The organism is Acetivibrio sp. (assembly GCF_035371925.1).
In the GTDB taxonomy this organism is placed as follows: domain Bacteria; phylum Bacillota; class Clostridia; order Acetivibrionales; family Acetivibrionaceae; genus Hungateiclostridium.
Map to the genome: position 1 here is coordinate 19,528 of NZ_DAORXT010000028.1, position 12,927 is coordinate 32,454.

Genomic DNA, 12,927 nt, shown 5'->3' on the forward strand with positions numbered 1-12,927 from the left:
AAAATCTTATTCTATTGTGTACGGACCTTTTACAAGAACCCATGCCTTCTCGCTTGTAACTTTAAGGCCCCTGCCGTCATCTCTGGATATCAGCAGCAGATGATTTAAAGGTACCTCATCATCGGTATTTACATCCGCGCCCGTACCCGAGGTAATATCGGAAAGGCCTCCGCCTTCCCCTCCTATTGCCAGGGCCTTACCGCCTCTTAATATCAATTCGGCACTGGCACCTGCAATAAGTACCTGACCCTTTGTCAATTCCAGCGCTTCAAATTTGCCGTACTTTTCAATTTCCTCAAGTCTCTTCTCGGCCTCTTCCAACTTCTTTGCCATCTCTTGAAATTTCAAATCCACATAACTTTGAGAAACCAATGGATCCTCTTGTGAACCTGGCTCAGCTGTAACTGCAGCTTGGACCACCTGAACAATATGTATAATCGCGACACTTAAAATAAGCATCAATGCTATTTTTCTTGAATTTTTGTTAAAATTAAATTTTTTCATCTTTTGTAACCCCCTTCTTAAGCCTCTACATATCTATCAATCCAAAACTTATCGTCAGTGCCTCATTAACCTTTTCCATCAGTTCGTCATCCAAATGGCCGATTTTTTCTCTCAGTCTTTTCTTGTCAATGGTTCGTATCTGCTCCAACAACACCACCGAATCCTTCGGAAGCCCATATTCCTTTGCACTCAATTCAATGTGTGTCGGCAGCTTTGCTTTGTTTATCTGTGAAGTTATAGCCGATGCTATAACAGTTGGACTATATTTATTTCCAATATCGTTCTGAACAATAAGTACAGGCCTTATTCCTCCCTGCTCCGAGCCTATAACTGGGCTTAAATCTGCATAAAAAATATCTCCGCGTTTAATTACCACTATCTTCCAACTCCCTGAGGCTTTCCTCATATTTTTGTTGCTGGTCATTATCTGCTTCAAAACAGATCTCCGCAAGTTTGACATTAATTTCAGCCATTTGCTGATAACCTTTTTTCAATTTATCCCTCATTTCAATTCTTCTTTTCTCACGTATATAAAGCTTCATTGCCTCCCGAACAAACTCACTTCTGTTAATTTTCTCCATTGCCACAATGGAATCAACCTCTTTTAGTAGATTGTCGGGAAGACTGATTAATATCTTCTTTAATTGTGCCAAAAGTAAAACCCCCACTTCTTTTTTTGGGTTAAGACATAAAGAAAAATTCAAATGACGCACTTGCTTATGCTGTTTACAAAGAAATATTAAAATTACGTTTTCTTTGTCAAAGGTTGTTTTGCAATAAACGGTAATCGCGAAGGCAGTAATTCTATAACTATATATATTAATTATAATATCTAACATATGCACGGGTCAAATTAAAATTTAATTACTTGCCTTCAAGCATCTATGTAATTCTTGGTAAAATCTTTTTGGACTTAACACCGGTCGAATACCCCACCAAAAGTCTACAGCGCTGCAGCAATATTATTTCTAAAGTTTAGTTTTTTGTTATTTTGCCCAACTTATACATAAAACTTTGATATTTGTCATGAATTAAAAAGCAAAATATATGTTTGTTAACCGAATCCGTATATTTTATTATATTATCAGCTGTATTATTATGACAATATATCAAACACATTTTAATTATATTCTTTCTACATTTTTAAATTATATAACCGCTATATCAAATAATTTAATACATTATATATCTTTCCTTCTTTTAGGTAAACCCTGGGAATTCTCTTTCCGATTATACTTACAAGCTCATAATTTATTGTTCCCACGCTTTTTGCCAGGTCTTCAACTTTTATTTCGTTATCCTTCTGCCTTCCGATAAGCACAGCTTCATCGCCGACTTTTACATCTCCTTCAATATCCGTAATGTCCACCATGCACTGATCCATGCAGATTTTCCCCACAATCGGAGCCGGCTGGCCGTTTAGAAGCACCTTTCCCTTGTTGGTAAGAAGCCTTGTATATCCGTCGGCATATCCTATTGGTATGGTTGCTATCCTGCTGTTTCGGCTTGTCTTGAATATTCTTCCGTAGCTGATGCAGGTATCCTTTTCCACGTCCTTTACCAAAATGACATTCGCCTTCATAGACATGGCTGGCTTTAAGTCAATTTTTGTTTTGTCCACCTCATCGGAAGGATACAAACCATACAATGCTATCCCTGGCCTTACCATGTTTAGATGCATTTCGGGAAACTCAATGAGCCCGGCACTGTTGCATACATGCTTGACAGGAATATACACCCCTATCCTGTTAAGCTCGCCGACTATGCTCATAAACCTTTCAAACTGCATATAGGTATAGGATTTGTCCGTTTCATCGGCCGATGCAAAGTGGGTGAACAATCCCTCAATAATAATGCCCGGCAGCTTGCTTATTTGCACCACATTCTTAACTGCACTGTAACCCGGCATAAATCCAACCCTGGTCATACCGGTGTCAATTTTGATATGAATCTTTACATTTCTATTGTGCTTTACAGCCGCCTCGGACAAAGCCTCTGCCAAGTCGTAGCTGAAAACCGTCTGGGTAACATCGTTTAAAACAATTTCTTCCGCCCTTACAGGGTCGGTATAGCTTAATATTAATATCGGAACCTGAATGCCGTTTTGACGAAGCTGTATGGCTTCATCCAGCATGGACACCGCCAGACGGGTTACGCCGTTTTCCAAAAGCGTTCTGGCAACCTCCATTACTCCATGCCCGTATGCATCAGCCTTAACCACTCCCATTATCTCAACTTTTTTATCAACAATTCGCCTGATTTCCTTTACATTATGGGCAATATTGTCCAGATTAACCTCGGCCCATGCCCTGTTAAATTTATAATCCATTATCATTCCCTCTTTAGATGTCCGTATATAGTTTCATATATAATAAATATGAATTAATTTTTATATAAGTGATTTAATTGCATGAGAAATCTCCCCTGGCAAATCACCTGCAACAAGACCATGCTCCCCTTTTATGCTTGCAACACGGTCACCGCAAAGTCCATGTAAATATATCCCTGCTACCGCTGCATCGACAGGGTCCAGACCTTGCCCTATAAAACTTGCAATCACTCCAGTAAGAACATCCCCGGTGCCTCCGGTAGCCATTCCGGGATTGCCTGTAAGGTTTACAAACACTCTTTTGTCGGAAGCTGCCACAATGGTTTTTGCTCCCTTCAATACGGTTGTTACGCCCCACTTTTCGGAAAATTCCCTTGCTGCATTTACCCTGTTTTTTTGCACATCTTCAATACTTGTGCCCATGAGCCTTGCCATCTCACCGGGATGGGGAGTGAGAACAATTGGTGCTTTGCTTCTTTTTAATACCGACAAATCCTTTGCTATCAAGTTTAGTCCGTCGGCATCAATCACCAAGGGCACCCTGCTGTTTTCAACAACACTGAAAACCACATCCTCCACGCCTTCTTCGGTAGACAAGCCGGGACCTACCGCAACTGCATCCATCTTTTCCATATGCCTAAGAATCTGAGGTATGCATGATTTTGTCAGAAATCCTTTGTTTTCATCCTCCAAAGGAATTGTTACGGCTTCCGTCAAATTGCATTCATATATAAAAGACAGGGCTTTAGGAACACCAAGGTATAAAAGCCCCGTACCGGAGCGCAAAGCCGCATTTCCGGCAAGACATCCGGCTCCCGTCATTCCAAAAGAGCCCGTTATGACAAATACTCTTCCGTAATCACCTTTATTGCTGTTTATATGCCTTTTAGGTATCAATTTTGAAACTGTTTCCCTGTCTATTACATAACTTCTTACATTAAATTTTTCAGCCACACTTTCGGGAATGCTAATATCAGCTACCACCAATTCTCCCGCAAATTCACATCCCGGATGCAGGAAGTGGCCAAATTTGGGATATCCGAAGGTAACGGTTTTGTAAGCCTTTATGCATTCTCCTGCTATTTCTCCAGTTTCACCGTCCACTCCCGAAGGTATGTCAACGGCAATAACGGGTTTGCTTTTTTGATTTACAAGCCTTATAACATCACCTTTAAAACCTTTGATGCCGCCTTTGAGGCCGGTTCCGAAAATGCCATCCACCACAAGGTCGGCCCTTTCAAGTCTTGCCTCTACCTCTTCCAACTTGCCGCTTTCCAAAACCTCCACCGTTTCTATGCCCATCTTTTCGAGTATGTCGAGATTTATTCGGGCGTCACCTGAGATATCCTTTTTTGCTGCAAGTATAAATACAACTGTATTTGCCCCTTTATTGCAAAGATGCCTTGCAACTGCAAAGGCATCCCCACCATTGTTCCCTTTTCCGGCAAACAAAACTATATTCTTGTTAACTATGCTGCCATAATCCTTTAGAATTTCATCGGTCATTCTTACGGCAGCATTCTCCATTAGCACAATCCCAGGAATCCCTATGCTGTTTATAGTATATGAATCAATCTCTCTCATTTGCACAGGCGTAACAATTCTCATGTCCCTACCTCCGTTGCATAAGGTTTTCGGCATCCAATTTTTTCTATCCTTTGTTGAAATACCGGTTATCCAGCTTTTGAAGCTCCTCTCCTCCAAGAAGGTCATGAAAATATGTGTAGACTTCGTTATCGTATTCGTTCAAACCTTCTTTTTCCTCAATATAGCTTGCCAGCTGTTTTTTGGTATTCTCAATTAGCTCTTCCAATTCCTTAACCCTAACCTGGTTTTCCCTCATCTTAAAATACACCGAATTTATCGTACATTCCAGAAGCCTTAAGTTTGCTTCCCGAATTCTTTCGGGCATGTTGTCAATTTCGGCTTCAATAGTTTTAATCCTTTCGTTTATCTGATTTATTTCCTTCTCGCACTTTTCCATTTCCGCTTTTGACTGCTCGTTGTTGTTGTCAAATACTTCCGGAGTAAGCTTTATTATTTTGTCAAGGTAGCTTTTTTTTCTGGACAGAATCTCCTTCTTCTCAAAAGCAAGGCGGGATTCTTCCTTTAAAAGCTCCTTGAGCTCTTCCTCTTTTTCAATAATTTCTTTTGTTTTTTCCACGTTCTTAAAAACGTTATGCCATCGCTCGTCCAGTATAAGTATAGGTATACTGTTTTTCTTTAATACCGACCAGTCAAATTCACTGTTTTTGTTTTGCCTGCGCTTAAAAAAATCAAACATACAATCACAACCAACCTCTCATAAGGCCTTTGGATTACTTTTTGATGCCATTATTAAATAATTGTGCATATTTTTGTATCGGCATAATTGTATGTTTTAATTAATCTATTTCCGAAAGCCTCCTATTCTTTAATTCAGCCAGATACGTTGCTGAGGCTATTATCCCTATAAGCACCCAAAACATAACCATAACCCTCGGATAATACCAGCTATACTCCACAAGGGATGTAACCAAAATCCCGCACAACGCAGCTGTCCCTGAGGCAAGTATGGCTTTAAGCGTCAGGCTTGAATTGTATATGCCAATAACAGAATTCTTTATTGTTCTGTAAATATACCACGCAAAAGTAACAATTCCGACAAGCCCCATTTCAATCCAGATTTGCAAATACAGGATATGGGTATGAGGCGGAACTGCTTTGGTGTAAAGTTTGTAATTCTGAATCAGTTGCCTGAATATGTCCGAACCCAAACCAACTCCAGATACCATATACTCCCTTAACATTGGTTCCACAGTCTGAAGAATCTTGATTCTGGTCTGGGCTGAAGTATCCTGCGAAGCCCTGAAAATAGTAAGAATTCGGTTGTAAACATATTGGGGAAGAAAAGGTATCATCATTACTCCTCCCACCAATATAAAGGGCAGAAGTCTTTTATTGAGCAAAAATGTTATCACTATCACCGAAACCGCAAAACCTATCCATGATGACCTGGAGCCGGTATTGAAAAGCGCAACCAAAGGTGGCAACGCCATAATTATATATAACGCTTTTTTAAAGAAAGTCTTGGAATTTAAAATCACGCTTACATAAAACGGAAGCGTCATTATCAGTATCTCACCGTAATTATTGGGGTTGCTCATAGTGGCATAAATCCTTCCCGGCATACCCTGATTCATCTCAACATCGGTAAGGGACGGGTCAAAAACGACCGCTCCGCTAATAGACTGCCACAATCCGAAAAGTCCTATCGCAGTAACGCCAAAAAGCATCATTTCAATAATCGTCTGAAGGGAATTTTCATTTTTGGCAGTACTGACAATTACCAAAACAAACAGAAAACAAGCTATATAAAACAACAGATATTTCATGCTGCTTGAGATATTCATGGAAGTGGCAAAAGAAACGGCCACAGCCGTCATAAACAATATGAGCGTATAATCCAATGCCTTGAAATTAAACATCCAGTGCCTTTGAATTATAGTATTTATAAAAATCAGAAAAACGAGGAGCAATGCTATTGCCACATTGTAAATATTATTCCATCTCTCATGGGGAACAACCAGAATAGCAATCAAAAACAAACCCACTATGCATTCCATTCTTTGCAGCAAAGCCTTTAACGCTCTTATTGCAATGCTCTCCAAAAACACGTCTTCATGCTTCTGGTAAAAACCCTTTAAAATTTTTGACGGAACTTCAAAACAGCCGTTTAATATCCTGTAAACCAGAGAATGTTCCCACCACTTAGCCATTTTGCCTTTTCTTGTAAAGAAGCCAATTATGGCACTGTTATACAACATCTCTGTTATAAATTTTGCTATGCGCGCAGTAAGGCTGTTCTCATAAAAATGGTTAAGCTTCTTAAAAAAATTGATGACAGAGGTGACAATCCTTTTTAAAATACTGTTTTCATATGAAGTGTTTATCACCTTTATCATTAGAAAGATCGGCTTTAAAAGCACACTATCGTGAAGCAAAGCTCATTACCCCTTTTTCTCCAATCTATCAATCCTACCCATAAAAATAGCACTTCCAACTTTCACAGTCATTGACTTTCCTATCTGGTAGTCCATACCATCGAAAATAACCCCTCCAAGATCGCTGGGAGTTCCTGTGGCTTCAAGGGTAATATGGTAGGACACATATCCCGGTGTCGAGCTTGCAACAACTCTGCCGTCATCAGTCTTTACAAAGGATATGGAATCGGCTATCTGAACATCCGTTACTTTTCCCAAAACCGCACCCCGGTCAAAATCTCTTGCGATATCTCCAACTTTAACGGCTTTTACGGCAAATTCCGGGGATTCTTCCCAATAAAGCCCCACTATATAGCTTTCGCTTTTTACTGCAATGGGCGTCACAGAACCTGTCTTGAAAAACTTGACCCATACTCCAAAAATCCCTGCAACCAAAACCACCAAGACCAAAATATCGATTATGCTTACCTTTCCAAACAGCTTTCCTTTACTGTCAATAATCATATTCTCAACTCTCCTTGTAAAGATTTAAAAAAATGCAGCTATTATTTGTTCAAGCTATCCTCGTATAAATTATATGTTTCCTGTGCAACTTTATCAAGATTAAATTTCTCATTAACAGTTTTTAGCGCGTTTTGGCTTAAAGCGCTTCTTAGCTCACCGTCTTCCATAATTTTGATTATGGCTTCTGCAAGACCTTTATGGTCATTGTACTGTACAAGTATGCCGCAGTTGGTCTCGTCATTTATTATATCCCTGTTTCCGCCCATATCGGTGGCAATAAGCGGCACTCCGCAAGCCAACACTTCTATAATAAGGAAGCTCAACGCTTCATGCTCGGAAGAATTAATATAAAGGTCACATCCGTATATCAGGTTTTTTATGTCCTTTCTAAATCCTGCAAATATTACAACATCATCAAGTCCCATATCCGAAACCTTTTTTTTGCACTCTTCAAGCAGGGGACCGTCGTTGGACAGGATGCATTTAAACTTTCGATTGGTCATTTTTTTGAGCTCATATAGGGCATTGATTAAAAATTTATGACCCTTGTCATGGGCAAATCTTGAAGCACAGAGCATTACAAACACATCATCATCTATTTTAAACTCTTCCCTTACCGTTGATTCCACCGGTTCTGCCCAGTATTTTACGTCCACTCCGTTGAATATCACCTTGATTTTTTTCGGATTTATACCGTTGGAAATCATCATGTCCCTTCCCCGGTTGCATACGGCAATAATGTTGGATTCCAAGGGTGTAATAATTCTATTTGTAATCCTGATGGGCAGGCTGTTTTCCAAAATAAAGTGGTTTGTATACATAACCTTGACTTTGGGATTAATGATACGAGACAGCATGGCTATGTAATTCTCTCTTAAAAACTGAGTATGAATAAGATCGACACCGAGCTTTTTACAAAGCTTTGCGAGATTTATAACAGCTTTTATGTCAAAGGGGTTTCTCATCTCAATCCTGTATGTTTCAACTCCCAAAGCCTCAAGCCTTTCTACCAAAAGCCCGTATTCATTATAGGCAAAATAAGCCTTTATTTTATCATTATTCAGTTTTTCGATCAGGGTCTGGACGTACCTTTCCGTCCCGGCCTTTCCGGCATGGTTTAATAAATATAGCACCTTTATCATTTTATCATCTCCGCCATCGGTATTGTATCATATTTCCCATGTTAAGCATTTCTTCCGTCCCTATATTTTATTACCTTTGCAGGATTTCCCCCCACTATGGCATATTCGGGCACATCCTTTGTGACAACAGCCCCCGCGCCTACAATAGCGCCCTTGTGAATTGTAACTCCCGGAAGAACAATCACCCTTGCCCCAATCCAAACGTCATCCTCAATAACCACAGGCTTTTTAGGGTCTGTCTGAAGCCTCATGGGAATGTCCAGCCTGTCATGCCTGTGGTTTTGCGTAAATATCATAACATCGGGGCCAATCATAACATCATTTCCTATTCTCAGCGGCCCGTTCACCCTGCAATTCAGTCCCAATCCGGAGTTGTCCCCAATTTCTATATCCCTGCCGGAAGCAAAATAAACACCGTGCTCAATATTTACGTTTTTTCCGTTCCTTTTAAAAATCCTTTTGCATAAAAAGCCCCTTATTCTTTTTGAGCCAAGGCTGTACGGTGTGTCCGACCCCGGCAAATGCCGTGCTATCAAATAGTACAAACCAAGGCATATATAATAGCGTAGCTTCTTCATAAGTCTCCTTCCCCTATTCAATATATAAAATTATTATACTTGTAAGCGCCCAAAGAATTATATTTATCATAAGGGGTATGTCCGACAAAACAGTCTCTTCCGGACTTCCCCCCTCTTTTTTCCGGTATATGATATACTGATACCTGAAAATACCATACAGCACATAGGGTATTGTCAACATCATGTAGTAGTTGTCGCTGCTGCTCATAAAAGTATAGAGAGAGTATGCCATGACCATACAGGCCGTGACAATGGAGAGCATGTTGTCTATAAACTCCAGCGAATACTCATCCAGTATCCTCCTATGGGAATTTGCATCGTTTTCCAGTACCACAAGCTCGTTTCGCCTCTTGCTAAATCCCAAAAACAGTGACAAAAGCAGGGTACACAACAAAATCCATGGAGATATGTACACCTTTATGACCAGCGCCCCTCCGATTACCCTTAGGAGAAATCCTAAGGCTATCGACATTACATCGAGTATAACCATGTGCTTAACCTTCAAGGAATAAAGTATATTGTTTGCAAAATACAAAAGCAAAACCACGGCAAAGCTTATATCCAGCATGAAGGCGGCAATTACCGCAACCGGCAATAGGCCGGCAAAGAATACCAATGCCTCCGTCTTGCTTATCAAGCCCGATGCTATAGGTCTTAGCTTCTTCTTCGGATGGAGCCTGTCTTTTTCTGCATCTATGATGTCATTTATGATATAAACGCATGCTGAAATCATACAAAAGCATATAAAAGCCAGCAGGACCTTGGTAAAATAGTCAAGATCAAAAACGTGTTTTGCAAATATCAGAGCCGCAAACACAAACAGGTTCTTTATCCACTGCTTCGGCCTAGAAAGCCTGACATATCCTTTAATTTTATCAACAATACTAACCTTTTCGGCCTTGTCCAAGGATTGGCTCAACGATTATCACTCCCGAAAGTCTTCGAGTATACTTCATTATCTTCATTACATATTATTGTACAATATTATATCTAAAAAAACATTTTACATTTTTATTTCATTGCATCACAAAATATTTCAAATGCTTGGACACCAGCCTCATATTATATCATTTGACAGAAGGTAAATCCAGTGCCTTTGACGTTAAATTTTCCGGCTCTTTACACACATCTTTTATTTTGTTACAATAGCTGCGTGTAAAAAAGCTAAGCGGTGATTAAAATGCTGGAATTGTTTAAGTCTATAAAGCTTGATAAGGATTCAAGCATCCCTTTATATATACAGCTCAGTGGCAAAATTGCCGAAATGATTGAGAGCGGCGTACTTCTGGCTGATTTGAAGCTCCCTTCCATACGCCGGATGTCGGCATTACTCAACGTCAATTCGGTGACAATAGTGTCCTGCTACAAACACTTGGAGACAAACGGCTATGTCCATTCCCGGCCGGGAAGCGGTACATATGTTGCCGCCGTTTTGCCCAGCCGAAGCGCAGCTTATTCGGACTGCAACATTATACCCGATGAGCTCTATCAAAGCGAAGACTTTGATTTAATTAATAACGGGCATATCAAAATCAACGAAAATACTATCAACTTTGCCAGTGCCACCCCCGAGTCGAATCTGTTTCCGGTGGAAAACTTCAAGCTGGTTTTAAATGAAGTATTGGACCGTGATTTGGGAAACGCCTTTGACTATCAGGATAGCCAAGGCTTTCACCCTCTGCGTTCGTCAGTTTGCAGTCTCTTGGAAAAGAGAAATATTGCCTGTTCGGAGGAAAATGTCCAAATAATCTCAGGAGCTCAGCAGGGAATCGATATAATTGCCAAAGCCCTGCTAAGGCAGGGAGACTATGTGATTACCGAAAGCCCCACCTATACTGGGGCAATAGCGGTATTTAAATCCAGAGGAGCAGAAATTGCCGATGTCCCGCTTGAGGATGACGGGCCGAATCTCAATATTCTTGAGTACAACCTGAAAAAGTATAGACCAAAACTTATTTATACAATACCGTCCTTTCAAAACCCCACGGGAATATCATATTCCAACGGGAAAAGAAAGGCGATTTTGGCCCTTGCAGAGCGGTATAATGCTTATATTATCGAGGACGATTATGTAAGCGGTTTGGACTTTGAAAACATGGGCTTTATGCCTGTTAAATCCTTGGATAAATCGGACAGGGTTATTTTTATCGAAAGCTTTTCCAAAATTTTTATGCCGGGGCTACGGCTCGGCTTTATGGTGGTACCGTCAGGTCTTAAGGGATACATAATAGAAGCGAAGCATGCAACGGACATATCTACCTCCGGACTTATACAAAGGGCTTTTGACCTGTATATAAGAAAAGGCATGTGGGACGAGCACTTTAAATTAATGTTTGATATTTACAAAGAAAGGTATTACAAAACTGTAAACGCTCTGGATAGATACCTTCCGCGAAATGTTCGATTTCACAAGCCCGGAGGCGGTTTGAACATCTGGCTTGACATTCCTTCAAACTGCCTTATAAGCAGCCTGTTTAAGGCTGCGTCTGCCGAGAATGTTGTTTTTGCTCCCGGTAGGATTTTCTACAGCAGTACGCCAACCAAGCTTAATAATATAAGGTTAAGTTTTGCTGCAGTCCATACTGATGCAATTGAAATGGGTATTAAAAAACTTTCGGAATTGATTTCCCGCTTTGACAGGGGCAAGTATTTATCAGATAATATTCCGATACTGTAAGCATACCGAAAACTATGTATTTACCGGCAAGGGTATATTGCCATTTACCCATTTACCGGTCTTTTGTTTCTCAATATGCTTACCTTTTGTTGAAAAAACCCTAATTATCTCTATTCTTTAGTGTTTTGTAATACTTATACAAAAGACTGTCGAGCTCAATTTCGATATTCTGAATTTTTGACTTATTCAAATCGTATTTCTGATTAAAATAATTAATCAGTTTGTTCTTTTCTACAATCTCATTTTTCAGCTGTTGTGCATTGTAATTCATTCAATTCACCCCCTTACACAGCTTGTTGCAAATACTGCACATCCTTGAGTTCCATTATATTATAAAATTGTTATAAATATCAATATTTTAATAGAAACTTCATTTATTATTAATATAAATTTAATATTTCACCAATCTTTACACTAAGATTAAAACATACTATGTATTGTATGTACTAGAGCTTGGCAATTATGACATCGTAAAAACATCGCTCTTTTCTGGTTTTATGACCCCGATTATAACATATTTCCCTATCTAATGCCAATATTATCAAATTTTAAGTTTCAACTTCTATAGTATCGGCAAAAAAAAATAATACTTTAGCGGAAATTTAAATTTTTTATTTAATATAGAATATGTAAACCTTCCCGGATGTGTGCAAGCTTTTTTGGCATATGTTACAGATATCCTCTGTAAAGCCTTTTCCAACTAGAAAGCAATTGTCAAGCATTGCATATTGCTGATTATGGTGATATAATAATCTCTAGAAACAATTCAGGCTAACTTCTTTCGCTAATGTAATTTCAAAGTTTTGCAGAGTGCTTGCAAAATCAAACATTCACTTTTTTATTCAAAGTTGATTTTCATTATTCATGGGGAGTAAGAAGATTTTCAACAGGAAGTTTGCATATTACATTTACCCATAATGAGGTTTATAGAGTTTATACGGATTGATGCAGTATAAATACGGAATACTCTTTGGTAAACTTTAGTATTAAAACTGGAGGCGTCTCTTTTGGATAAAGAATTATTGGAACTACATAAAAGAAACAAACTAATGGCGGCAATTCTTTGTATGTGTGTTGTTCTCGGAGCTTTGTCTGCGTATCAATATCCTATCACAATGATGGCAGTATTAAAGTATGCTCTGCCTGTTGCATTGTTTGTAGTGTTTCTCGTTTGGAGAAAAATTGCAATCCCATACATAATGTATATTAT

Annotated in this window: 13 protein-coding genes and 1 pseudogene; 2 read left to right on the forward strand and 12 right to left on the reverse strand. The window is 39.4% G+C overall.

Features of this window, described 5'->3' with window-relative positions; all coding sequences use genetic code 11:
- Positions 1-6: 6 nt before the first annotated feature.
- The 11 genes from PLH43_RS05715 to PLH43_RS05765 form a co-directional block, all read right to left on the reverse strand.
- Positions 7-504 (reverse strand): hypothetical protein, encoded by a 498-nt coding sequence (locus PLH43_RS05715; protein WP_324361008.1) that lies wholly within the window; start codon positions 502-504, stop codon positions 7-9.
- Between the two features lie 25 nt (positions 505-529).
- On the reverse strand, positions 530-880 hold the full coding sequence (locus PLH43_RS05720) for a type II toxin-antitoxin system PemK/MazF family toxin (protein ID WP_038287169.1): 351 nt from the start codon (positions 878-880) through the stop codon (positions 530-532).
- Positions 870-1,157, reverse strand: a complete 288-nt coding sequence (locus PLH43_RS05725; protein WP_324361014.1) for a ribbon-helix-helix protein, CopG family — start codon at positions 1,155-1,157, stop codon at positions 870-872. The genes PLH43_RS05720 and PLH43_RS05725 overlap by 11 nt, the downstream gene beginning before the upstream one ends.
- A gap of 506 nt (positions 1,158-1,663) precedes the next feature.
- A complete protein-coding gene (gene alr / locus PLH43_RS05730) occupies positions 1,664-2,833 on the reverse strand; it encodes an alanine racemase (RefSeq protein WP_324361016.1) in 1,170 nt (389 codons plus the stop codon).
- A gap of 60 nt (positions 2,834-2,893) precedes the next feature.
- Positions 2,894-4,441, reverse strand: coding sequence for an NAD(P)H-hydrate dehydratase (locus PLH43_RS05735; protein ID WP_324361019.1), 1,548 nt, complete (start codon positions 4,439-4,441; stop codon positions 2,894-2,896).
- A gap of 43 nt (positions 4,442-4,484) precedes the next feature.
- On the reverse strand, positions 4,485-5,117 hold the full coding sequence (locus PLH43_RS05740) for a hypothetical protein (RefSeq protein WP_324361020.1): 633 nt from the start codon (positions 5,115-5,117) through the stop codon (positions 4,485-4,487).
- Positions 5,118-5,217: 100 nt separating this feature from the next.
- Positions 5,218-6,816 (reverse strand): O-antigen ligase family protein, encoded by a 1,599-nt coding sequence (locus PLH43_RS05745; RefSeq protein ID WP_324361022.1) that lies wholly within the window; start codon positions 6,814-6,816, stop codon positions 5,218-5,220.
- A gap of 6 nt (positions 6,817-6,822) precedes the next feature.
- Positions 6,823-7,320: a DUF4330 domain-containing protein gene (locus PLH43_RS05750; protein WP_324361024.1), complete on the reverse strand. Its 498-nt coding sequence runs from the start codon at positions 7,318-7,320 to the stop codon at positions 6,823-6,825.
- Positions 7,321-7,361: 41 nt separating this feature from the next.
- The gene (locus PLH43_RS05755) at positions 7,362-8,462 is read right to left on the reverse strand and encodes a glycosyltransferase (protein WP_324361026.1); all 1,101 of its coding nucleotides are present in this window, start codon (positions 8,460-8,462) and stop codon (positions 7,362-7,364) included.
- A gap of 41 nt (positions 8,463-8,503) precedes the next feature.
- A complete protein-coding gene (locus PLH43_RS05760) occupies positions 8,504-9,040 on the reverse strand; it encodes an acyltransferase (protein ID WP_324361028.1) in 537 nt (178 codons plus the stop codon).
- 13 nt (positions 9,041-9,053) lie between these two features.
- The gene (locus PLH43_RS05765) at positions 9,054-9,959 is read right to left on the reverse strand and encodes a decaprenyl-phosphate phosphoribosyltransferase (protein ID WP_324361030.1); all 906 of its coding nucleotides are present in this window, start codon (positions 9,957-9,959) and stop codon (positions 9,054-9,056) included.
- A 261-nt stretch (positions 9,960-10,220) separates the two neighbouring features.
- Here PLH43_RS05765 and PLH43_RS05770 point away from each other — a divergent pair, with 261 nt between their 5' ends.
- Complete coding sequence (locus PLH43_RS05770; protein WP_324361032.1) at positions 10,221-11,717, forward strand: PLP-dependent aminotransferase family protein; 1,497 nt, start codon at positions 10,221-10,223, stop codon at positions 11,715-11,717.
- A gap of 100 nt (positions 11,718-11,817) precedes the next feature.
- Here the strand turns inward: PLH43_RS05770 and PLH43_RS05775 are convergent, their stop codons facing one another.
- Positions 11,818-11,988: a hypothetical protein gene (locus PLH43_RS05775; protein WP_324361034.1), complete on the reverse strand. Its 171-nt coding sequence runs from the start codon at positions 11,986-11,988 to the stop codon at positions 11,818-11,820.
- Positions 11,989-12,724: 736 nt separating this feature from the next.
- Here PLH43_RS05775 and PLH43_RS05780 point away from each other — a divergent pair.
- Positions 12,725-12,927, forward strand: a pseudogene (locus PLH43_RS05780) (methyl-accepting chemotaxis protein); the annotation flags it as partial.